This is a genomic window from Mycobacterium sp. SMC-8 (assembly GCF_025263565.1).
Classification (GTDB): domain Bacteria; phylum Actinomycetota; class Actinomycetes; order Mycobacteriales; family Mycobacteriaceae; genus Mycobacterium.
This window is the reverse complement of sequence record NZ_CP079865.1, coordinates 1886031-1907278: the sequence shown is the minus strand read 5'-3', so window position 1 is coordinate 1907278 and position 21248 is coordinate 1886031. Positions and strand designations below refer to the sequence as shown.

Sequence of the window (21248 nt, the reverse complement as noted above, 5' to 3'; positions counted from 1 at the left end):
AACATGGATTGCGGCGACTACGACACCCTCATCACCTCTGAGCCGGCCCCGGGCGTGTGTCTGATCACCCTGAACCGCCCGGACCGGCTCAACGCCATGACGGTGACGATGTTCGACGAGCTGGAACGCGTCGCGCGGTGCGCCACCGACGATGCGGACGTGCGGGTGGTGATCCTCACCGGCGCTGGGGCGGGATTCTGCGCCGGATACGACCTTGATGACGCCGAGAAGCTTCCGGATCTGTCCCCGATGGGCATGTTCGATCAGCAGAGCCGCGCCGCCCGTGCGCTCGCCGCGATCCGGGCGATCCCGGTGCCGGTGATCGCCGCGGTCAACGGTGCGGCGGCCGGCGGAGGCTTCTCACTGAGCCTGATGGCCGACATCCGCCTCGGCTCTCCCAGGGCGAAGTTCAACGGCGCATTCGTCAAGATCGGCCTGTCCGCCGGGGATCTGGGCGTGTCGTGGTTGCTGCCACGGCTGATCGGCCCCGCCCGCGCCGCCGAGATGTGTTTCAGCGGGCGGATCGTCGAAGCCGAGGAGGCCGAACGGCTGGGGTTGCTCAACGCTGTCACCGGTCCCGACGACCTGATGGACCGCGCCCTGGCGATGGCCGCCCAGATCTGCGCCAACTCCCCCGGCGGAATCAAGCTGTCCAAGCTGGCGTTGCAGTCCAATCTGGAGATCGGTTCGTTCGCGGCGGCCCTGGAACTGGAGAGCCGCGGGCAGGCGCTGCTGACCCGGTGTTCCGACATGCCCGAGGCGCTGACCGCCTTCCGGGAGAAGCGCGCACCCAACTTCACGGGGCGATGATGGCCGACTGGAACCGGGTCTCTACCCGGCCGATGGACGACATCCTGGCCGAGCTCGGCCGGGCCAACACCCTGACGATCGCCGAACCGCGCCCCGGTATCGCGGTGATGTCGGTCAACCGCCCCGAGCGCGGCAATTCCCAAACCGTGGAGATGTTCGGCGAGATCGCCTGGTACGCCCAGGTTCTGCGCAACGCGCCGCTGCAGGCACTGATCATCACCGGGGCGGGCGGCGCGACGTTCTGCACCGGATTCGACCTCCGGGAAGTCGAAGTCATCGCAACGATGACCATCCCCGAGTTCAACGAACTCGTCGACACCGCCTCGGCGGGTACCTCGGGTCTGCGGTCGCTGCCCTACCCGGTGATCGCCGCGATCAGCGGACCGGTGGCCGGCGGCGGGCTGTCGCTGGCGCTGTCGGCCGACATCCGCCTGGTGACACCCGCGGCGAACTTCAACGCCGGTTTCGTCAAGGTGGGCCTGTCCATCGGCGAGCTCGGCGCCTCCTGGCACCTGTCCCGGGTGATCGGACCGGCCCGGGCCGCCGAGATCTCGTTCACCGGACGTATGGTCAAAGCCGACGAGGCGGTGCGGATCGGACTGGTCAACAGGATCGTCCCGGTCGAGGGCGAGGAGATCGTCACGGCTGCGCTCGAGCTGGCCGAGATCATCGCCATCAACGGCGCCGAAGGCATCCGCGCGACGAAGAACACGTTGATCCGCAGCGCGGAGATCGACTCGTTCCTCGCCGCGCTGGAACTGGAGAACCGCAGCACCGCGGTCTGCAACACCACACTCTGAGAACGGAGACAGCCGTGACGACCGGGAACGAGCTCCCCCCGCCCAAAGCCCTCACCGAGTGTGGTGCCCTGATCGTCGGCGGGACGGCCGGCATCGGCCTCGCCACCGCCCGGGCGCTGGCCGCTGCCGGGGTCCCCCGGATCGTCATCGTCGGCCGCACCGTCGCGCGTGGCGAAGCCGCCGCCGCCTCGCTGCGCGAACTCGGCACCGAGGCGCATTTCCTGGCTGGCAGCCCGCTTGATCCGGCAGAGGCGGTTCACATCGCCGCCGAGGCCGAGCGGCTGCTGGGCGCCATCGACATCATGATGTGCAGCACCGCCGCCGATGGCATCGCACCGGAGCTTTTCAAAGACACCCCGGCCGGCGAGATCAGCCGGATCCTCACCGAGATGGCCACCCCGGCCATGCATATGGCCAGCGCGGTCCTGCCCGGGATGCGCAGCCGCAGAGGCGGGGTCATCGTCAACGTGGCCTCCGACGCCGCCAAGACCCCCACCCCCGGAGAGGCGATGATCGGCGCGGCGAAAGCCGCGATCGTGATGTTCACCCGCACCATCGCGATCGAGGAGAAGCGGCACGGCATCCGGGCGAACGCCTTGACACCTTCGCTGGTGCACGGCACCGCGTCCACCCAGCGCATCACCACAGGCGAGGGTTTCAGCGCCAAACTGTTCGCCAGTGCCGCCAAGCAGGCCGCCCTCGGCGTACCCGATGCCGACGACGTGGCCGCGCTGGCGGTGTTCGTCTGTAGCCCCGAGGCCGGGAAACTGACCGGCCAGGCGATCAGCGTCAACGGCGGAATCTCGGCGGCCTGAAAGGGCCGCGGCTCCCCGAAAGGAAGGTCAGCATGATTTTCGACGACGTCGTCGAGATCCTCGACAAATCGGTGGGCGGGCCCGATGAGGACGTCGCCTCCCACGGCGCGTTCTGGCGGGGCGTGACCCGAGACCGGTTCGTCGCCATGAAAGTCGGCGGGCGCAAACTGGTGACCCTCGGCGACGGCGCCAACTCCAACCTGGTGCTGTCGCTGCGCGGCGAGAAGCCGTTCGGTTCCGATCTCGTGCCCGCCCCGGAGGGCGCGACGGTGATGCGGATGCCCGCCTACCTTCCTCCAGTGCCCGAGGAGGAGATCGCCGCGATCGCTGCCTGGATCGACGAAGGCTGCCCCGAAGGTTGATCCCGGGAATGCCCCGAAAGCGGGAGCAATGACTCCACCAAGTGGTGACGCGGGCCGGGAGCCCTCCGCAGAGACTTGAATCACTTGCACCAACCGTCGGAAAGAGGACCGCAGTGACCACCGCCCAAGACACCAAGGAAGCCGTCCTGCCGAATGAGATCGCTCGCCGGATCGTGCTTCCGGAGGGCCATGCCGACCTCAAGGCCCTGCATGAGGCCTACAGCTGGATGCGCGCCAACATGCCGGTCGGGCTGGCCGAGGTCGAGGGATACGACGACCTGTGGCTGGTCAGCAAGTACGAGGACATTCAGGAGGTCGAAGGCCAACCGGAGATCTTCACCGCCGGTGGCGGGGACGAGCCCGGGAGCCACAACCCGATCCTGGCCAACCAGGCCGGCGACGCGTTCACCAAGCAGTTTCTGGGCGGCTCCCTGCGCCTGATGGACGCCCTGCCCTACCTGGATCCGCCGGAACACACCATCGTCAAGAACATCGCCTTCGACTACTTCAAGCCCACCAATCTCAAGAAGCTCGAGGGCAAGATCCGCGGCTTGGCCGACGAGTCGATCGACAAGCTCAAGAGGCTTTCCGACGGCGGCGAGCAGATCGACCTGGTCGACGACTGGGCTCTGGGCTTTCCGCTGCACGTGGTGATGACCCTGTTCGGAGTTCCCCCCGAGGACGAGCCACGGATGATGGCGCTCACCCAGGAGTTCTTCGGCACCGCCGATCCTGAGCACCAGCGCGACGACGTCGAACCGCTGTCGCCTGAGGCGATGGCGCAGCAGTTCGCGGCCACCGTGCAGGATTTCTACAAGTACTTCGACGTCCTGATCGAGGACCGCCGCAACAACCCGCGTGACGACATCTCCACTCTCATCGCTCAGGCGAAGGGGCCGGACGGCCAGTACTGGCCGACCCCCTACGCCTACGGATGGTTCATGTCGATCTGCACCGCCGGCCACGACACCACCTCGGCCACCCTGGCCGGCACTCTGCAACAGTTGGCGCTGAACCCCTCCGAACTGGCCAAGGTCAAGGCCGACCCGAGCCGGGTACCGGACCTGATCGCCGAGGGCCTGCGCTATGTCGCCCCGGTCAAACACTTCATGCGGCGCGCACTGCAGGATTACGACCTGGGCGGCAGGCACATCAAGAAGGGCGACCGCATCATGCCGCTCTTCCAGTCGGCCTGCCGCGACGAGGACCTGTTCACCAACCCCGACAAGTTCGACATCAGCCGCAAACCGAACAATCACCTGGCCTTCGGGTTCGGCGCGCACACCTGCGTGGGACAGCACCTGGCCAAGCTGGAGTTGCGGGTGATGTTCGAGCAATTGCTGCCGCGACTGGAGGCGATCGAGGTCCTCGGCCCGGGAAGCGTGACGCACACCAACTTCGTGGGCGGCCTCAAGCACCTGCCCGCGAAGGTGACCGTCTCCTAGCCGATGCCCACCGCCGGCGTCCACGAGTTCACCGCGGATCTGACCGTCCGGCGCCGCGACACCCCCGCCGAGGGTGTTGTGGTGCTGGACCTCGGCTACCCCGACGACCGCACCGGCTGCCCGGAATTGCCACGGTGGCAGCCGGGCGCCCACATCGACCTGATCCTCAGCGACGACCTGGTGCGGCAGTACTCGCTGTGCGGCGATCCCCGTGACCCGACGGTGTGGCGGATCGGCGTGCTGCTCGACCCGGCGAGCCGCGGAGGATCCCAGTTCGTGCACGAGCACTTGCACGAAGGCGCCACCGTCACCGTCCGGGGGCCGCGCAACCAGTTTCCGCTGGTGAGCTCAGCCAAGTACCGCTTCATCGCCGGGGGCATCGGTATCACCCCCATCCTGACGATGCTCGAGGCCGCGGAGTTGTCCGGTGCGGAGTCGACCCTGATCTACGGCGGGCGAAACCGGAAATCGATGGCGTTCGCCGACGATCTCCTCGGCCGCCATCCCGACAAGGTCACCGTGTGGCCGCAGGACGAACGTGGACTGCTCGACCTCGATTCGCTGCTCGGCGAACCCGCCGACGACACCCTGATCTACTGCTGCGGTCCCGAGGCGCTGCTCACCGCCGTCGAGGAACGGTGTTCCATCTGGCCCTCCGGAAGCCTGCACGTCGAGAGGTTTGCGGCCAAGGCACCCACCGCCGAACAGCTCGCGACCGCGCTCGAGCATTTCGAAGTGGTGTGTCAGCGTTCCGGAGTCACCATTGAGGTGGGCCCGGACGACTCCGTTCTTGAATTGGTCGAAGCCGCCGGAGTCCCCATCACCACCAGCTGCTACGAGGGCATCTGCGGAAGCTGCCGGGCGCGGGTGCTCGACGGTGCACCGGATCACCGGGATTCGGTCCTCAAAGCCGCGGAGAAGGAGGCCGGCGACATGATCCTCTGCGTGTCCCGATCCTGCACGCCGAGGCTGGTGCTGGACCTGTGAGCGCCGACCGCCCCGACAACTACCCGAGGAATTGCTGGTTCGTCGCCGCCACGAGCTCCGAGGTGGTGACGGCCCCGCTCGGGCGACGCCTGCTCGGCGAGGACGTCGTCCTGTGGCGGAGCGCCGGCGGCCGGCTGATCGCCTTCGAGAACCGCTGCGCCCACCGCGCATTCCCGTTGTCGCACAGCGTGATCGACGGGGAGCACCTAATCTGCGGATACCACGGCTGCACCTACGATTCGGACGGCGCCTGCACACACATCCCCTCCCAGGAACGGGTGCCCAGCGGCATGCGGGTGCGGACGTTCCCAATTCTGGAGGATCCGCCGTTCGTCTGGATCTGGATGGGATCGCCGGGAGCGGCCGCGCTCAGTTCCCCGCCGCACGTGCCGTGGATCCGCGAGCCGGGCTGGACCAGCTTCTACAGCGCCTGGGACGTGGCGGCGAACTACCTGATGGTGCACGAGCACTACCTGGACTTCAGCTACGCGACGATCCTGCACGGCGCCGACATCCCGGAGGCGATCCGCAGTATGCCGGCCTTCAGCGAGGTCGAGGTCTCCGAGACCACGGTGTCCTACACCAGAGTGCTGCCGCCGGCCCGGCCGACCGACTGGGAGGCCGACGCCGGCGGCCTCGACCGCACGGTGGAGTACCGGCGGCAGGAAATGGGCACCTTCGCGTCACCGGCGTTGCATCTTCATCAGTGGGATCTGGAAACCCCGGCCGCCGAAGTGCTGACCACCACGCGGCTGCACGCCCTCACCCCGGAGAGCGAGACCTCCACCCACGTGTTCATGGCGGGCTCACGCAATTACGCCCCGGGCTCGGCGGTCGTCACCGAGGTGCTGCGATCGTTCCTCGACGGCGTCGCCGGGCGGGACGTGGCGGTACTGGAGGCGGTCTCGGCGCATTCGGGTTATCAGCGCTGGCAGACCGGGGTGGAGTTCCAGGCCGACGTCGCGGCCCTGCACGCCCGCCGGATCGTCGGGGTGATGCTGTCCAACGAGGCGGGACCGGCCCGCATACGCGGTCGGCGCGCCGGCAGAGACTGATCCACCTCCATCGGGCGCAGCAGACCACTCCGACGGAGATTCACCGATGTAACAAACAGCAAGTTATGGTCTGACCATAATAACAATTGAATTTTCGGATGATTTGCGGCACGCTGTGAGTGACAGCGATCACAACGTAAACCCCCGGAGGTTCGGATGCCGACGATTGACTACCGCCAGCTCTACATCGGAGGTCAATGGGAGGACCCCGCCAAGAGTGAGACCATCGAGGTCTTCTCCCCCAGCACCGAGCAGCAGATCGGTTCGGTGCCCCGCGGCAGCGAAACCGATGTCGACGCCGCGGTGGCCTCCGCCCGGCGTGCGTTCGACGACCCCGACGGCTGGTCGACCTGGAGCCCGTCGCGGCGCGGCGAGGTTCTCGAGCGCTTCGCCGCCGAACTGGAGGCCCGCGGCGAGGAGACCGCCCGACGAGTGTCGATGCAGAACGGCATGCCGATTTGGTTGGCCCAGCAGTTCGAGGCCGGGTTCCCTCCGCTGCTGCTGCGCTACTACAGCGGCATCATGACAGCCACACCCGCCGAGGACGCCCGGCCCGGGATGCTCGGCGGGACCGCGCTGGTGTCCCGACAGCCGGTCGGGGTCGTCGCCGCCATCACCCCGTGGAATGTGCCGCAAGGCATCTCGTTCCTGAAGATCGCGCCCGCGCTGGCCGCCGGCTGCACCATGGTGCTCAAGCCGGCTGAGGAGACGGTTCTCGACGCTTTCCTGATGGCCGAGGCAGCCCTGGCCGCAGGGCTGCCCGCAGGCGTCCTCAACGTGATACCCGGCGGCCGCGACCTCGGTGCCTATCTGGTGGCCCACCCCAGCATCGACAAGGTCTCCTTCACCGGATCCACCGCCGCCGGCCGCGCGATCGGCGAGACCTGCGGCCGGCTGCTGCGCCCGGTCACCCTGGAATTGGGTGGTAAGTCCGCGGCGATCGTCCTCGACGACGCGGACCTGGGCGCCAATATCGAGTCCTTCTTCGGCGTCACGCTGCTCAACAACGGGCAGATTTGTTGGCTGAACACCCGGGTGCTGGCGCCGCGCAGCCGCTACGCCGAGATCGTCGATACCGTCACTGCCCTGGCAGGCAGCCTGACCATCGGTGACCCGCTGGATCCGGAGACCAAGATCGGCCCGCTGGTGTCCAGCCGCCAGCGCGACCGGGTGGAGGGCTACATCGCCAAGGGCAAGCAGGAGGGCCGCCTGACCACCGGCGGCGGTCGCCCGAAGGGCCTCGATCGGGGCTGGTACGTCGAGCCGACCGTTTTCGCCGACATGACCAACACCTCGCAGGTGTCCTGCGAGGAGATCTTCGGCCCGGTGCTGTCGGTCATCCCCTACGAGAACGAATCCGAAGCGATCGCCATCGCCAATGACAGCAACTACGGACTCGGCGGCACCGTGTGGTCCTCCGACGTCGAGCGGGCCACCGCCGTCGCGCACAAGGTGCGGTCCGGCACGGTCGGGGTGAACCACTACACCAACGACCCGGTCGCCCCGTTCGGCGGCATCAAGGACAGCGGCATCGGCCGCGAACTGGGCCCGGAGGGATTGGACGCCTTCCAGGTCTACAAGACGATCTACCTGCCACCGGCCTGATCGGAGGAGCGAGATGTCAGCACCCACGCGCCACGCGGACAACGCCTACGTCGAGTGTGTCCGGGAAATCGTCAGCGCGGCAGCTCACCTGCTCTGCGACGACGATCTGCTGCCCGCACTGGGCGACGACGACCTCGAGGGCAGTGACTGGGCCCTCGAGGCTGTGCGCCAAGCTCTTGCCCGGCGCCTGGAACTCGGCTCCGACGAACCGCCGGCATACCGCGCTGCCGCCCTCGTGCTCGATTCGTTGGCGGCCCAGGCCGGCGTCAAGGACGCGCTTCTGGAGCGGCGCGCCGACGTCGCCACCGGAGCCCGCGAGGCGCTTACGGCGCTGCGCAACGCCCCCTCCACCAGCGCCCTGACCGAACGGGCCCCGATCGAAGCGCGGCGGATCGGCTTCCGCCGCGCGTTGTTCTCCAGAATCGAGCAGGGCACCTGGCTGGCCCGGTCCGGCTTCGCCGTCGACGACCCGGAGTTCGGCGCGGCGCTGGTCGAGATCGGCCAGGCCCATCCGCGGCGCCTGAACGGACCGCTACTGGAGAGCGAGATGGTCCGGCGCTGCGCCCCGATCGTCATCGACGACCCGCAGTCCAATCCGCGGGTACACACCGAGTTCATCCGATACACCGGCACCCGCAGCTACGTCGCCGCGCCGGTCCTCGCCTGGGGTGAGCCCGTGGCGATGATCCACGCGGATCGTGATGTCGACAGCACGGTCGACGAATTCGACCGCTGCGCACTGGGCACCTACGCCGAAGGCCTCGGGCTGGCGATCGAACGCGCCCAGCTGATGGAGCGACTGCAGGCGGTGCGCCGTGCCACCAGCGACTACCTCGCCGGCGTCAACGCGATCGCCGAGGACTTCACCGCCGACCTGCTCGACACCGCCGACCGGGGTTCGGACAATGTTGCGCCGGGCCGGACCCATGCCGGGCCGCTGTCCGACACGCGCGCCGAACGACTCACCCATCGCGAGTGGGATGTGCTGCGAAACCTGGCTTCCGGCAAGACAAACGCCCAGATCGCGGCCGGCCTGTTTGTCACCGAGGGCACAGTGAAGTCACACGTCAAGCACATCCTGCGCAAGCTGGGCGCCACCAACCGAACCGAGGCGGTGGCCCGGTACCACCGGCTGATCTCGACGACCGGCGCGAACGCCGGCTGATCAGAACCGGATCACACCCCGGATATTGCGGCCTCCCAGCATGTCCGCGTAGCCCTCGTTGATCTCCTCGAGGGTGTACTCCCGGGTGATCAACTCGTCGAGCTTGAGCTCACCGAGGTTGTACATCTCCAGGTAACGCGGGATGTCGTGGCGCGGGTTGGACGACCCGAAAAGCGAACCGTGAATCGACTTTTCGTAGAGCGTCAACTCGAACAACGAGCCGCCCATGGCCACGTCGGTGGGATGACCGATGGCGGTGACGATCACCTTGCCGCGTCGGCCGACAAGGCTCAGCGCCTCCGCCACGTAGGCCGACTCCGCGTGGTCGGTGGTGATGACGCACGCATCGGCCATCACGCCGCGGGTCAGGTCGGTGACCAGGGCCAACGCCTCGCCGACATCGGATACCGCGTGGGTGGCGCCGAAGATCCTCGCCTGTTCGCGCTTGTACTCCACCGGGTCGATGGCCACGATGTGGCGTGCACCGGCGCTCCTGGCGCCCTGCAGGGCATTGGCGCCGATGCCGCCGATACCCATCACCACGACGGCGTCACCGGGACGCACGCCGGCAGTGTTGACCACGCTGCCGAACCCGGTCGGCACACAGCAGCCGATCACCGCGGCGCGGTCCAGCTTGGTGCCGTCGTCGACCTTGACCACCGAGGCCATAGGCACCACGGTGTACTCGGAAAACGTTCCGAGCAGGCACATCTGACCCAGGCCCCGGCCCTTGGCGTGGAAGCGGTAGGTGCCGTCGAGTTGCGGACCCTGGATGATCTGGGCACCCAGGTCGCACAGGTTCGTCATGCCGCGGGCACAGTGCGAGCACTTGCCACACGCCGGAAGGAAACTGAGCACCACCGAGTCGCCGACGGCCACATCGGTGACTCCGGGCCCGACCTCGGCGACGACGCCCGCACCCTCATGCCCGCCCACATAGGGCAGCCCCACCGGGATGTCGCCGGTGACCAGGTGGTAGTCCGAGTGGCACAACCCGCTCGCGGTCAGCTTGATCATCACCTCCCCGACCTTGGGCGGGTCGAGGTCGACCTCGTCGACTTCCCACTTGCCTCCGAGTTCCCACAGGACCGCAGCCTTCGTCCGCACGGGCGCACCTTTCGCTCAAAGAAATCTCGCCCCTCAATCGTGACTTCCGACGCCGTGGCGGCGCATCTTCCAGAAGGGTGAAATCGTCGATCGCCGGCATACCTCCTCAGAAGTAGCGCGGGAACCGACTCCAGTCCGGATCGCGCTTCTCCAGAAAGGCATCCCGGCCTTCGACGGCCTCGTCGGTCATGTAGGCCATCCGGGTGGCCTCGCTGGCGAAGATCTGCTGGCCGACCAGTCCGTCGTCGAGCAGATTGAACGCGAACTTCAGCATGCGCTGGGCCTGTGGCGATTTACCGTTGATCTTCGCGGCCCACTCCAGTCCGACTGTTTCCAGATCGGCGTGGTCGACCACGCGGTTGACCGCGCCCATTTCGTGCATCTGCTCGGCCGTGTAGGGCTCACCGAGGAAGAAGATCTCTCGGGCGAACTTCTGGCCCACCTGTTTGGCCAGGTAGGCGCTGCCGTATCCGCCGTCGAAGCTGCCGACGTCAGCGTCGGTCTGCTTGAACCGGGCATGCTCGCGGCTGGCCAGCGTCAGGTCGCAGGTGACGTGCAGGCTGTGCCCTCCCCCGGCCGCCCAACCGTTGACCAGGCAGATCACCACCTTTGGCATGAACCGGATGAGCCGCTGCACCTCCATGATGTGCAGTCGGCCGGCACGAGCGGCATCGATGGTGTCAGCGCTCTCTCCGGATGCGTACTGGTAACCGCTGCGGCCCCGGATGCGCTGATCTCCGCCTGAACAGAACGCCCAGCCACCGTCCTTGAGTGAGGGACCGTTGCCGGTCAGCAACACCACCCCGATGTCGGAGGACATCCGTGCGTGATCGAGCGCGCGGTACAACTCGTCGACCGAATGGGGACGAAATGCGTTGCGCACCTCGGGCCGGTTGAAGGCCACCCGCACCGTCGGTTGGCCGGCGCCGCCGAGCACGTGCCGGTGATAGGTGACGTCGGTGAGTTCCTCGAAGCCGGTAACAGGTTGCCACAGACTGGGATCGAACGGGTTCGCGGTCATGGGTGGCAATTAAACCTCCCTTCGGGGCACCGATTTAACCTCCCTTCGGGGCAGCGATGTCAGCCGGAAGGGTGTCGCGACGGCGCGAGGACGCGGTTAACGTCGACAGCGACGGCCAGTGCCCGACCCGGAGGAACAACCAATGTCCCAGGCCTGGAGATCCATCGAGATCTTTCTGCCCGACACCATGTCGATGGCAGATGTGAAGACGACCGTGCGCGGCGAAATTCTCTGCACCGCAACTGATTCCGGGGAATTTGTACGGCGCATTCGACTCGGCGACAGCACCGATCACACCGACGGCTGGCGGAAGTGGACCGCGTCCTACCTTACGGGGCCACCCGGGGTCTACCTCGGCTAGCCGTCGCACCCGACCCGATCCCCCTTTGGATGCGAAAGACCTCCCTTTTGGAGGCTGTCGACGAGCGGCGGCCGGTGCTGTAGTGGCATCAGGACGCGCGATGTCCTTGACTTCGAGAAGGAGGCGGCCATGGCAGCCGCGGGACGGATCATCTTCAACCGCTCGACGTGTGCGGGGATCGGGCTCTGCGAAATGCACGCACCCGACTTCTTCGAGATCGCCGACGGCGGCGACGGGCAGATGACGCTGCTACGGGGCACCGTCGAACCGGCCCGACGGGCCGAGGTCGAAGAAGCGGCCGCGAGTTGCCCGACCCAGTCGATCCAGGTCATCGACGCCTGACACCGGCCCTCGCCACAGGCGGGTGGAGAACAGTTACCCCTCTTGGGAGATGCGGGACGCGCCGGGGCCCGGATAACGTCGCACCCGTGACAGCCCTGAACCGGGCACCGGAGTCGGTCGACCCCGGCTACGTCGGCGCGGTGCCGCCGGCGAGACGGCCGGCCGCCACCTCCGACGCCCTGGCCCGGCTGCGCGGTGTGAACACCAACGGTGAACTGGCCGAGCGTATTCCGGTCGAGTTGTGCCGTGCCGGGTTCGGCAGGGTGCTGTTCTCCCTGGTCCGGCACAACATGTGGCTGGTCCGCTCCGCACATACCACCGGCGACACGGCACTGACGGCGGCGCTGCTCAAGGTGGGACGCGCCCACCCCCGCCGGATCTGTCAGCCGCTGCCGGAAAGCTCGATGCTGCGAGCCAAGGCGCCTATCCTGGTCAACCGTCCGCAGTCAGACCCACGCGTGAACGCACCGCTGGTCGCCGTCATCAAACCCGAGGTCTACATCGCGGCGCCGGTCTACCTGTGGCAGTCACCCGTCGCCCTGTTGCACGCCGACGCTCCCACCGAATCCGGGGACGTCGGACCCTCGGACCGTGACGTGCTCGGGGTGTTCGCCGAGGGCCTAGGAGCGATCATGGAGCGCAACCTCGCGCTGGAACGCCTGCACGCGATGCAAAGCGGCGCGTCCGATTACCACCGGGTGGTCGACGCGCTCACCGGATTCCTCGACGGTGACCTCGGCGCCGATGTCCCGCCGCCTCGACCACCGGAGCCCGCCGACGTCCACGCCCTCGGCGGACCCGACACCGAACAGCTGACCCGCAGGGAGCGTCAGGTCCTAAACCTGCTGGCCGAGGGTAAAACCAACGCGCAGATCGCCGGACGGTTGTTCATCTCCGAGGGAACCGTCAAGTCACACCTGCGCCACATCATGGGCAAACTGGGCGCTGGCAACCGAACCGATGCCGTGGCCCGGTACCGGCGGCTCTTCACCTCGCTTACCTAGCGCCGGCAACGGTGGGCCTCCCACTTCCGGAACACAAAGTTGACCCCATCAGCCGATGTGTCAGCGGTCACACAATCCATACCCTCGTTTGGACCGGTCATCAGCGACGCATGCCCGGCCCGAGAAGTGAGGAACATCCGATGAGCGTTTCGACCGAAAGCATCGACACCCGTTTGAACTCCCTGGAGTTCTGGGCCAAGCCGCGGGCCTACCGCCACGAAGCGTTCCGGTGGCTTCGCAACAACAGGCCGATCAGCTGGAACGACGCGCCCGAGTCCCTGGACCCGAACCTGCAGAACGCCAAGGGTTTCTGGTCGCTGGTCAAACACCGCCACCTGCGGGAGGTGTCCCGCAACGTCGAGGTCTTCAGTTCAGCCGAGGGTGTGTTCATCGACGACTTTCCCCAGCTCGAGGACATGCTGTCGTTCATCGTGACGGATCCGCCGCGACACACCGAGATGCGCAACATCGTCACGGTGGCGTTCACCCCCCGCAACATCCGGAAGATGTCGGACAAAATCGGCGGCATCGTCAGGAGCATCGTGGACGACGTGGCCCCGCTCGGGGAAGGGGATCTGTGCGAACTGATCACCAAAGAGGTGCCGGGGCGGGTCTTCTGCAGCATGCTGGGGATCACCGACAGCGACCAGATCCAGTACACGATGGACGCCGCGGAGCAGTTCGCCTGCTGGAACGACCCCGAGTACGCGCACATCGGGTCGCCGCTGATGGTGTTCGCCGATGCGTCGCAGAAGCTCGCCAACCTGGCGCACGAGCTGGTGCCGGAACGGATCAAGAATCCCGGCGAGGATCTGTTGACCTGGGTCGCCGAGGCTCAGTACGAGGGCAACAAACTCTCCCAGAACGAGGTCGGCGTGTTCTTCGCCCTGCTGGCGGCCGGTGCCAACGACACCACTCGGCACGCGATGGCACACACCCTGAACCTGTTCCAGGAGAACCCCGCTCAGCTCGAGCTCCTGATGGGCGACTTCGACAACCGGGTCGACGACGCGGTCAACGAGTCGCTGCGGATGGAGCCGCCGCTGATGCACTTCCGCCGCACCGCGACCCAGGACTACCAACTCGACGACGTCACCATCAAGGAAGGCGACAAGGTCGTCATGTGGTACTACGCGAGCAACCGCGACGAGGACGTCTTCGAGAACTCCGAGCAGATGGACATCACCCGCGACGAGAAGCACAACCCGCACCAGTCCTTCGGTGCCGGCGGACCGCACTACTGCCTCGGCCACATCCTCGGCCGCGAGGTTCTCAAGGCGCAGATGCGCGAGATCTACCACCGCATGCCGAACCTGGAAGTCGGCGAACCCGATCTGCTGCTGTCGAACTTCATGAACGGCGTCAAGCGGCTTCCCGCCACCTGGACACCGGATAAGAAGAAGTCCTGACAAAGCCCGTCAGGTCGCCGAGACCACCTGCGCCGGCCGGCCGGCATCTCGGTTGAGCTCTTTGAGCATGAATCCCGTTGTCACCACGAGGTATAGGCCCCACACCGCGACGGGCATGTAGAAGGCCAGCAGGCCGTGGTAGGCAAAGGGGCCACTCTTGAAGAAGGCAGGACCGGCGGCGGTGAAGATGGACACCGCCCCGAACAGGGTCAGCCAGGTGAACCAGCGTGGGATCATCGGGGCCGGCCGGTCGTCCATCAGTTCCACCACTGCGCTGGCGGCCATCTCGACCGCCAGATAGATCCACCCGAGCAGAAATGCGAACCACGCCCAGTCGTACCAGGACTGCACCACGTCCGCACCGAACTCGGGCCGGTAGGCGGCCACGATCCACGCGCAGCAGTTCAGGAACACGATCAGCGAGATGAACACTCCGCACACCGCGGTGGTGAAGGACCACACCGGGTGCCGGCCCTCGATCCTGGACAGCATCATGCCGAACGCGATGGATCCCGGGGTGAGAATCCCGGCCGCGATGTAGAACAGGGTGCAGCCGACGATCACCCCCCAGCGGTGGCTCTCGGTGAACCAGATTCTGGTGGCCTCCATGCCCAAGTCCGCCCGTGCCGGCGCCCAGAAGTGCGCGATGCCCAACCAGCCGACGGCGGTGAGGGCCACGAAGATCCAGTTGCACCACAGCGCGATTCTCAGCGAGCCGGATTTCTCGATTGCGGCCACGGGAACACCTCTCTGTGACACGGGAACACCTTTCTGTCAGGATGTTTCAGACGACGGACGGGTTGACGACCGGGGTAAGGAACCACAGGCCGAGGATCGCCAGGACGATCACGACGATCCAGCTCTCGAAGACGATCCGCACCCGGACCGGGGCGTGGCGCAACTCCATGAAGTCCAGCATCACCAGGCGCACCTTGATCGCGACGACGAGGAACGTCCCGGCCACCGCGACGCTCGGGGCGAGGAGGTCCTTGGACAGGCCCCACGTGGTGAGTACGGTCAGCACCACCAGGACAAGCCACACCCGGCTGGCCCGCTCGCGCAGGACGGTCATGAGCCGGCCCGCATCAGGTAGAGCAGAGGGAACAGGACGATCCACAGATAGTCGACCAGGTGCCAGAAGGTCGCCACGGATTCGGGCACCGCGCGGTTGACGCTGCGGTAGGTTCCGCGTCGGGCCCGCACCCAGACGACGGTCAACAATGCGGTACCCAACGCGACGTGCAGCAGGTGGATTCCGGTCAGGGTGAAGTACCACATGTAGAAGGTGTTGGTCGCCGGCGTGATGCCGTGCCCGAACTTCTCGGCGTACTCGATCGACTTGGAAATCATGAACAGCAGGCCGGTGAGCGCTCCGAAGAGCAGATATCGCGAGACCCGGCCCATCGCGTCGCGTTTCAGCGCCTGGATCGCCAACGCGACCATCCACGAGCTGGTGAGCAGGATCAGGGTGTCTATACCGCCGAGAGTGCTGTCGAGCGTCTGCCGGGAGGCCTCGAACACCGCAACGTGTTGGCGGCGGTCCAGCATGAAGCTGACGAACAGCACCGCGAAGATCACCGAGTCGGCGCCGATCACCGCCCATATACCGTCGACCCCGGGCAACCGCCCGATCGCGAGGGGCCGGGACGCGGGCGCGGTCATCGGTCGCGTGGAATCGTCGACGTACTCCTCCGCCGCTTCGGCCACGGGTCTCAGCATCACGCTGTCCGGGCCGTCGGGACAGACCCCATGGGGGTGAACCCGTGTCTCGAAGGGGGAAGATCAGACCCGGCCGCGCCCGTCGATAAGGCCGAGGTCGTCACACCCCGAGAGTGCGAAGTGATCGGGCATTAACATTTGACAACACGAATTGCATGTTCATAGTCCGTGCATAATGAACCTTTAGGCACATCGGAGGGAAGAATCATCGTCGCTGAAGCGCCCGGGGAGGCGCGTACCAACGCACGCACCCGCGACCCGGAACGCAAGAGCCGGATCATGGCCGCGGCTGCAGATCTCGTCGCCCGCAAGGGTTTTCACGCTGTCTCGATCGCCGAGATCGGCGCCGCCGCCGGCATCACCGGATCCGGGGTCTACCGCCACTTCGACAGCAAGTCTGCCGTGCTGGTCGCGTTGTTCGACCGGGTGATCGACGAACTGCTGCGCGACGAGCAGGAAATCCTGAACGCCACCGACGACCTCGGCCAGGCTCTGGATCTTCTGATCGCCGGTCAGGTGGAGTTCGTCGTGGCCGACCGCGAGTTGGCGCAAGTCTACTACAACGAGATCAACAACCTGCCCGAGGAGGACAGTCGTCGTCTGCGTCGCAAGCAGCGGCTGTACCTGGAGGAGTGGGTGCATCTGGTGAACGAATTACGAGTGGACCTGACCGACGCCGAGGCGCGCACCGTGGTACACGCCGTCATCGGCGCGATCCAGTCCCCGCTGTTCCACAACACCGGCTTACCCGAGGACCGGCTTCGCGTGCTGCTCACCGATGCTGCACGCGCCGTGCTCGGTCTCGACCGTTAACTCGTAGGTACGGCGACGACGTTCTGCACACGACGATCGGCCGGGGCGGGGAGCGGCTGTGGCAGGAATCTGCTCAGTCCGTAGACGACGAACGTACACAGACCGATCGTGAAGAGGGTGGCCGCCCAGATGACCGCCGAGGTTGCGAGCCCGCGGTCGAGGTGCATCGCGATGATCACCGGGGCGCCGAGGCCGAAGTTCGCGGCGTAGAAGGTCATCGGGAAGACGACGAACAGACTCAGCAGTCCCCACGCCGTCGACACCTGGCGCCAGACCAGCACCGCCACCACCGTGAACAGCACGACCTGAGTGCCTTCCAGGACACCGATGACGAGCGGATAGTTCCAGATCCGTAGCACGTACGGCCCGTAATAGGTGTACACGTTGGTGCCCGTCCCGATCACCTCGAACACACACGAGGCCAACACCTCTGCCCCCCAGATGACGAACAGGCCGCGCCGCCCGAGCCGTCCTTCGTAGATCCGCCGCCCCGCGTACAGACATGCGGTGGCATAGAGGATTACGTAGCCGCTGTGCGTCCACACAGGCTGAACGACCCCGAAGGCGGAGAAGTGCATGTAACCTGCCCCGGGTTCGCCGTTTTGAGCGTCGTAGAACCAGAGGTCGAACGCCACGTCGTACAGCGGTTCCGCGTACGCCGCCACTGCGGCGGCCAGGATGGCGATCAGGTAGAACGGTGTGCGCTGCTTGACGCCCATCCGGACGGCGATGACGACCATTGCGACGACAATGGCCCAGCTGACCCAGGTGAAGATGTTCTGCCACAGCAGATCCAGTTCGTGTGCCATGACTTCGATGGGCATGCGTCCCATAAGTCCTCCTCGGCTGTGGGTTTCTGCTGCGCTCAGTGGCACGCTAGTGAAGATCGTGGCCTGCACCACATGCTCATCGGGGGTATCTCACTCCCCCCGGAGGGGTGAAGCGGAGCACCGGTCCGTTCGCGCTGCCACACTTGTCTCCATGCATGTGGACGGAAACTTCGGCGGATCGATCGACGGCACCGGCGGCGCCGACCTGACGGTGCTCGCCGACCAGATCGCCACCGCCGAACGGATTGGTTACGACGGCATCTGGTCGACCGAGGTGAGCCGGGATCCGTTCCTGCCACTGATGCTGGCCGCCGACAGATCGGCGTCGCTGCAACTGGGCACCGCCGTGGCCGTCGCGTTCGCCCGTAGCCCGATGACCATGGCCACGGTGGCCAACGACCTCAACACGTTCAGCCGCGGCCGACTCGTGCTCGGGCTCGGATCCCAGATCCAGCCGCACATTACCCGCCGGTTCAGCATGCCGTGGTCAGCGCCGGCCGACAGGATGCGTGAGTACATTGCTGCGCTGCAGGCGATCTGGCACAGCTGGCAGACCGGTGACAAGCTCGATTTCCGCGGTGACCACTACCAGCACACGCTGATGACGCCGATGTTCAGCCCGGAGCCCAACCCGTTCGGGCCGCCGCGGGTGATGGTGGCCGCGGTGGGCCCGAAGATGACCTCGGTGGCCGCCGAGGTGTCGGACGGACTGCTGGTGCACGGGTTTACCACCGCGCGATATCTGCGCGAGGTGACAATGCCGAATGTCGAGAAAGGCCTGGCCGCCACCGGACGCACCCGCGGCGAGTTCACCACGTCGTATCCGGGACTGATCGCCACCGGTGCCGACGAGCGCAACTTCAACGAAGCCCTGGCCCGGGTGCGCCACCAGATCGCCTTCTACGGAGCCACCCCGGCCTACCGCGCGGTGCTCGATCTGCACGGCTGGAGTGAGCTGCACACCGAGCTGCACCGGCTGTCCAAGGCCGGAGATTGGGACGCCATGACCGGCCTGATCGACGACGAGGTGCTGGGCACCTTGGCGGTCGTCGGTGAGCCGAAAGACGTTGGCCGCGACATCATCCGCCGCTTCGATGGGCTGATCGACCGATTCACGCTCTACACACCGTATCCCCTCGACGAAGCGACGCGCGCGGAGATCGTCGAGGGGATACGGTGTGAGCCGAGAGGAGCCTAGGCGGTGGGCAGGTCGAGGAAGTCCCGCATGTCCCAGTAGTCCCGCCAGTAGGCCAGCTCGACGGCGTTGTCGTCGGGCTTGTCGGCAAGACGCATGATGCCGGCTATCGGCAATGAGATGAACCGTCGCCCGGTCGAGTCGATGAGGTGGTCGACACGCTCGGTATAGATCACCTTGTTCGACATGCCGATGTGCAGCAGCTCCACGTCGATGGTCGTCAGGTCGTAGTTGGCACGGAACCCTTCGAGCAGACCGACTGCCTCTTGTGCACCGTGCGTGACCGGGATCGGCGGCGGCCCGGCCACCCACTCCCCCTCATCCCCGAGCAATTCGCGAAACGACCGGCACAGCTCGTCGAAACTGAGTGCCCACCGCTGAAAGAACCCGCAAACTGTGTCCTCGGGACTGTGAGCGGCACCCAGGGACTCGGCCGCGCTCAGCTGGACGCTCCGTTCTGAGCGGCGGCGGACTCCAGCAGGAACTGACCGATGTAGGTGCGGGTCTGATCGGCGTTGAGCGGCTGGAACATCGAGGCTGCCGAGTCCCGGTAGAGCCGCTCGAAGATACCGCCCCTGCGGAACGACTGACCGCCCACCATGCTCATCGCGTGCCGCGACATGTGCATCACATTGTCGGCGACGAACGTCTTGGCCAGACCGAGGTAGGGAAACCTCAGTTCGGGCGCCCACAACTTGTCCTTGCCGTCGATCAGGTCCTGGCAGGTCTGGTAGAGCACCCGCCGGCTGCACTCGACACGGGAGGCCATGTCGCCGATGCCGTCGATGATGTGCCCGACGCTTTTGACCTCGGTGTCGGCGGCCACGATCGCACCGAACGTCGCGCCCAGGTGTTTCTTGGACAGCGTCTTGATCGACTCCTCCAGGATGCGCTGCTGCATACCCAGGTAGATGCTGGCGAACAACAGCGAAGCCCACTCGAGCACGCCGAAAGCACCTGCACGCCAGGGTGAGACGAAGCCGTCCTCCGGGACGAAGTAGCCGTCGAAGACGATCGTCTGTGTACCGGTGGCATGCATACCCAGGGCGTCCCAGGTCTTCTCGATGCGGATACCGTCACCGATGCCGTTCTCGTCGACCTTGAAGTCCCCGATGAACAGCTTCTCGGCGGCCACCCGGCCGTCGAAGGTGTCCGGCAGGTTGCCGTCGGCATCGGTTTCGGTGGCGTTGGTGGTGATGATGTCGGCGGCCTCGCACAGCGTGCCCCAGGTCTTCTTGCCGTACAGCTTCCATCCGCCGTCCTTCTGCGGGACGGCCTGCATGTCGGCCAGCCCGGAGAAGCCCGCCCGCTGCTCGGAGAACGGGCCGAACATCAATTCACCGTCGGCGACTCGGCCCAGCCAGTACTTGTTCTGTTCCTCGCTCATCAGGTTCCCGGCGATGCCGACCATGATGTAGTGCATGTTGTAGGCCAGCGTGATCGCCGAGTCCCCCTTGGACAGCTCCGAGACGACCTTCGAGACCTGCAGGATGTTGCCGCCGGGACCCCCGAAAGCCTTCGGGACCGGCAGTGCCCCCAGACCCGACTTCTTGAAGACCTCGATCGACGGGTAGGCGAAGGTGTTCTCCTGGTCGTACTTGGGCCCGATCTCGCGGAAGAACTGCGAGACTTCCTGCGCCTTGGCGAAGTACGGTGCGAAGTCCTCGTCGGTCAAATCCTGTTCCAGCATTGTCACTCCCTTGATGGTGCTGCGGTTCGTCCCGATGCTGCCGGTCACGAGTGCCCACCACACCCCTCACAGGGGGTAACTCGCTCGGCCATCGGAGGAGATCAGTACTGGTCAACCCGCGCGGCGGCACGGTGTCCCGCCCCTTCTCCCCCTATGGGGCAGTCCGTTTCCTCCCCGGGGTAGTCGAGGGCGCAACTGTCGCTCCATAGCGTCGGAAGCGCCCGGCACGACCAGCGAGGAGAAACGTCTATGAGCCACACATTCGCCGTCAAATGGCTGAAGGCCTTCCGGGAGAGCCCCGAAGCCGTCGTCGCGCTGTACGCCGACGACTTCCTGTTCGAGGACCCGATCCTCGGGCAGTCGATCACCTCCAAGGAGGAACTGCTGCGGGTCTTCGCCCCCTACGCAAATGCCGACACCGAAAACGGTATCGGCATCAACAACTTCCGCATCGACGAGGTCGTCGGTGATGAGAAGGCTGCGATCTACCGCTGGACCTGGCAGGCACCGTCCGCCACGGCCTTCGTCGGGGTGCCGACCAACGGCAAGGTACCGGGCACGCGGGGCATCACCTTCCACATCTACGACACCGACGGCCGCATCAAACGCGAAGAAAGCTTCTGGGATGTGAGCACCGCGGTCCGGGACCTGGGGTTGCCCGTCGATCCCTCCGCGGTCGCCAAGGCACCGGCGCTGGTCTGAAAGGGACACCG

Annotated in this window: 23 protein-coding genes; 15 read left to right on the top strand and 8 right to left on the bottom strand. The window is 66.2% G+C overall.

Features of this window, described 5'->3' with window-relative positions; translation table 11 throughout:
- Positions 1 to 3: 3 nt before the first annotated feature.
- From KXD97_RS09280 to KXD97_RS09240, 9 genes are all read left to right on the top strand, one after another.
- A complete protein-coding gene (locus tag KXD97_RS09280) occupies positions 4 to 810 on the top strand; it encodes an enoyl-CoA hydratase/isomerase family protein (RefSeq protein ID WP_260756420.1) in 807 nt (268 codons plus the stop codon).
- Positions 810 to 1610: an enoyl-CoA hydratase/isomerase family protein gene (locus tag KXD97_RS09275; protein WP_260756419.1), complete on the top strand. Its 801-nt coding sequence runs from the start codon at positions 810 to 812 to the stop codon at positions 1608 to 1610. The genes KXD97_RS09280 and KXD97_RS09275 overlap by 1 nt, the downstream gene beginning before the upstream one ends.
- Positions 1611 to 1624: 14 nt before the next feature.
- On the top strand, positions 1625 to 2425 hold the full coding sequence (locus tag KXD97_RS09270; protein WP_260756418.1) for an SDR family NAD(P)-dependent oxidoreductase: 801 nt from the start codon (positions 1625 to 1627) through the stop codon (positions 2423 to 2425).
- Between the two features lie 32 nt (positions 2426 to 2457).
- A complete protein-coding gene (locus tag KXD97_RS09265; RefSeq protein ID WP_222878174.1) occupies positions 2458 to 2787 on the top strand; it encodes a hypothetical protein in 330 nt (109 codons plus the stop codon).
- Between the two features lie 113 nt (positions 2788 to 2900).
- Positions 2901 to 4232 (top strand): cytochrome P450, encoded by a 1332-nt coding sequence (locus tag KXD97_RS09260; protein WP_222878175.1) that lies wholly within the window; start codon positions 2901 to 2903, stop codon positions 4230 to 4232.
- A 3-nt stretch (positions 4233 to 4235) separates the two neighbouring features.
- Positions 4236 to 5219 (top strand): PDR/VanB family oxidoreductase, encoded by a 984-nt coding sequence (locus KXD97_RS09255; protein WP_260756417.1) that lies wholly within the window; start codon positions 4236 to 4238, stop codon positions 5217 to 5219.
- The gene (locus tag KXD97_RS09250) at positions 5216 to 6274 is read left to right on the top strand and encodes a Rieske 2Fe-2S domain-containing protein (RefSeq protein ID WP_260756416.1); all 1059 of its coding nucleotides are present in this window, start codon (positions 5216 to 5218) and stop codon (positions 6272 to 6274) included. Before KXD97_RS09255 ends, KXD97_RS09250 begins: the two co-directional genes overlap by 4 nt.
- Positions 6275 to 6430: 156 nt before the next feature.
- A complete protein-coding gene (locus tag KXD97_RS09245) occupies positions 6431 to 7879 on the top strand; it encodes an aldehyde dehydrogenase (protein ID WP_260756415.1) in 1449 nt (482 codons plus the stop codon).
- Positions 7880 to 7892: 13 nt separating this feature from the next.
- Complete coding sequence (locus KXD97_RS09240; protein WP_260756414.1) at positions 7893 to 9044, top strand: LuxR C-terminal-related transcriptional regulator; 1152 nt, start codon at positions 7893 to 7895, stop codon at positions 9042 to 9044.
- On the opposite strand, the gene KXD97_RS09235 is transcribed toward KXD97_RS09240, so the two are convergent.
- Together KXD97_RS09235 and KXD97_RS09230 are read right to left on the bottom strand one after the other, a co-directional pair.
- Positions 9045 to 10151, bottom strand: coding sequence for an NDMA-dependent alcohol dehydrogenase (locus KXD97_RS09235; protein ID WP_260756413.1), 1107 nt, complete (start codon positions 10149 to 10151; stop codon positions 9045 to 9047).
- A gap of 106 nt (positions 10152 to 10257) precedes the next feature.
- A complete protein-coding gene (locus KXD97_RS09230) occupies positions 10258 to 11172 on the bottom strand; it encodes a 1,4-dihydroxy-2-naphthoyl-CoA synthase (protein WP_222878181.1) in 915 nt (304 codons plus the stop codon).
- A gap of 490 nt (positions 11173 to 11662) precedes the next feature.
- Between KXD97_RS09230 and KXD97_RS09225 the strand changes: the two genes are divergently transcribed.
- The 3 genes from KXD97_RS09225 to KXD97_RS09215 all read left to right on the top strand — a co-directional run bounded on the left by KXD97_RS09225 (position 11663) and on the right by KXD97_RS09215 (position 14288).
- Positions 11663 to 11875, top strand: a complete 213-nt coding sequence (locus KXD97_RS09225) for a ferredoxin (protein ID WP_222878183.1) — start codon at positions 11663 to 11665, stop codon at positions 11873 to 11875.
- 86 nt (positions 11876 to 11961) lie between these two features.
- A complete protein-coding gene (locus KXD97_RS33085) occupies positions 11962 to 12879 on the top strand; it encodes a LuxR C-terminal-related transcriptional regulator (RefSeq protein WP_313901366.1) in 918 nt (305 codons plus the stop codon).
- Between the two features lie 140 nt (positions 12880 to 13019).
- Positions 13020 to 14288: a cytochrome P450 gene (locus tag KXD97_RS09215; RefSeq protein ID WP_260756412.1), complete on the top strand. Its 1269-nt coding sequence runs from the start codon at positions 13020 to 13022 to the stop codon at positions 14286 to 14288.
- Positions 14289 to 14297: 9 nt separating this feature from the next.
- Here KXD97_RS09215 and KXD97_RS09210 read toward each other — a convergent pair whose 3' ends face one another.
- The 3 genes from KXD97_RS09210 to KXD97_RS09200 are packed head-to-tail and all read right to left on the bottom strand — an operon-like array spanning position 14298 to position 15995.
- Positions 14298 to 15026 (bottom strand): hypothetical protein, encoded by a 729-nt coding sequence (locus KXD97_RS09210; RefSeq protein WP_235733791.1) that lies wholly within the window; start codon positions 15024 to 15026, stop codon positions 14298 to 14300.
- A gap of 46 nt (positions 15027 to 15072) precedes the next feature.
- Complete coding sequence (locus tag KXD97_RS09205; protein ID WP_260756411.1) at positions 15073 to 15360, bottom strand: cytochrome C oxidase subunit IV family protein; 288 nt, start codon at positions 15358 to 15360, stop codon at positions 15073 to 15075.
- Positions 15357 to 15995 (bottom strand): cytochrome c oxidase subunit 3 family protein, encoded by a 639-nt coding sequence (locus KXD97_RS09200; RefSeq protein WP_260756409.1) that lies wholly within the window; start codon positions 15993 to 15995, stop codon positions 15357 to 15359. The genes KXD97_RS09205 and KXD97_RS09200 overlap by 4 nt, the downstream gene beginning before the upstream one ends.
- Positions 15996 to 16286: 291 nt before the next feature.
- Here KXD97_RS09200 and KXD97_RS09195 point away from each other — a divergent pair, with 291 nt between their 5' ends.
- A complete protein-coding gene (locus KXD97_RS09195) occupies positions 16287 to 16820 on the top strand; it encodes a TetR/AcrR family transcriptional regulator (RefSeq protein ID WP_222878187.1) in 534 nt (177 codons plus the stop codon).
- On the opposite strand, the gene KXD97_RS09190 is transcribed toward KXD97_RS09195, so the two are convergent.
- The gene (locus tag KXD97_RS09190; protein WP_260756408.1) at positions 16817 to 17653 is read right to left on the bottom strand and encodes a hypothetical protein; all 837 of its coding nucleotides are present in this window, start codon (positions 17651 to 17653) and stop codon (positions 16817 to 16819) included. The genes KXD97_RS09195 and KXD97_RS09190 overlap by 4 nt on opposite strands.
- Before the next feature lie 148 nt (positions 17654 to 17801).
- Here KXD97_RS09190 and KXD97_RS09185 point away from each other — a divergent pair, with 148 nt between their 5' ends.
- Positions 17802 to 18848 carry an LLM class F420-dependent oxidoreductase gene (locus KXD97_RS09185; protein WP_260756407.1) on the top strand — a complete coding sequence of 349 codons (1047 nt, stop codon included), beginning with the start codon at positions 17802 to 17804 and terminating at the stop codon, positions 18846 to 18848.
- Here KXD97_RS09185 and KXD97_RS09180 read toward each other — a convergent pair.
- Both KXD97_RS09180 and KXD97_RS09175 read right to left on the bottom strand, forming a co-directional pair.
- A complete protein-coding gene (locus tag KXD97_RS09180) occupies positions 18845 to 19177 on the bottom strand; it encodes a limonene-1,2-epoxide hydrolase family protein (protein WP_396884880.1) in 333 nt (110 codons plus the stop codon). The two genes, KXD97_RS09185 and KXD97_RS09180, sit on opposite strands and share 4 nt — an antisense overlap.
- 107 nt (positions 19178 to 19284) lie before the next feature.
- The gene (locus KXD97_RS09175; protein WP_260757898.1) at positions 19285 to 20535 is read right to left on the bottom strand and encodes an acyl-CoA dehydrogenase family protein; all 1251 of its coding nucleotides are present in this window, start codon (positions 20533 to 20535) and stop codon (positions 19285 to 19287) included.
- 249 nt (positions 20536 to 20784) lie between these two features.
- Here KXD97_RS09175 and KXD97_RS09170 point away from each other — a divergent pair, with 249 nt between their 5' ends.
- The gene (locus KXD97_RS09170) at positions 20785 to 21237 is read left to right on the top strand and encodes a nuclear transport factor 2 family protein (RefSeq protein ID WP_260756405.1); all 453 of its coding nucleotides are present in this window, start codon (positions 20785 to 20787) and stop codon (positions 21235 to 21237) included.
- Positions 21238 to 21248: the final 11 nt, after the last annotated feature.

Excerpts from the sequence above, each read along its gene's own strand:
- KXD97_RS09230 (WP_222878181.1), bottom strand. The coding sequence starts at position 11,172 with ATGACCGCGAACCCGTTCGATCCCAGTCTGTGGCAACCTGTTACCGGC.
- KXD97_RS09280 (WP_260756420.1), top strand. The coding sequence starts at position 4 with ATGGATTGCGGCGACTACGACACCCTCATCACCTCTGAGCCGGCCCCG.
- KXD97_RS09240 (WP_260756414.1), top strand. The coding sequence starts at position 7,893 with ATGTCAGCACCCACGCGCCACGCGGACAACGCCTACGTCGAGTGTGTC.
- KXD97_RS09205 (WP_260756411.1), bottom strand. The coding sequence starts at position 15,360 with ATGACCGTCCTGCGCGAGCGGGCCAGCCGGGTGTGGCTTGTCCTGGTG.
- KXD97_RS09255 (WP_260756417.1), top strand. The coding sequence starts at position 4,236 with ATGCCCACCGCCGGCGTCCACGAGTTCACCGCGGATCTGACCGTCCGG.
- KXD97_RS09195 (WP_222878187.1), top strand. The coding sequence starts at position 16,287 with ATGGCCGCGGCTGCAGATCTCGTCGCCCGCAAGGGTTTTCACGCTGTC.
- KXD97_RS09265 (WP_222878174.1), top strand. The coding sequence starts at position 2,458 with ATGATTTTCGACGACGTCGTCGAGATCCTCGACAAATCGGTGGGCGGG.
- KXD97_RS09275 (WP_260756419.1), top strand. The coding sequence starts at position 810 with ATGGCCGACTGGAACCGGGTCTCTACCCGGCCGATGGACGACATCCTG.
- KXD97_RS09190 (WP_260756408.1), bottom strand. The coding sequence starts at position 17,653 with ATGGGACGCATGCCCATCGAAGTCATGGCACACGAACTGGATCTGCTG.
- KXD97_RS09225 (WP_222878183.1), top strand. The coding sequence starts at position 11,663 with ATGGCAGCCGCGGGACGGATCATCTTCAACCGCTCGACGTGTGCGGGG.
- KXD97_RS09175 (WP_260757898.1), bottom strand. The coding sequence starts at position 20,535 with ATGCTGGAACAGGATTTGACCGACGAGGACTTCGCACCGTACTTCGCC.
- KXD97_RS09185 (WP_260756407.1), top strand. The coding sequence starts at position 17,802 with ATGCATGTGGACGGAAACTTCGGCGGATCGATCGACGGCACCGGCGGC.
- KXD97_RS09245 (WP_260756415.1), top strand. The coding sequence starts at position 6,431 with ATGCCGACGATTGACTACCGCCAGCTCTACATCGGAGGTCAATGGGAG.
- KXD97_RS09215 (WP_260756412.1), top strand. The coding sequence starts at position 13,020 with ATGAGCGTTTCGACCGAAAGCATCGACACCCGTTTGAACTCCCTGGAG.
- KXD97_RS09170 (WP_260756405.1), top strand. The coding sequence starts at position 20,785 with ATGAGCCACACATTCGCCGTCAAATGGCTGAAGGCCTTCCGGGAGAGC.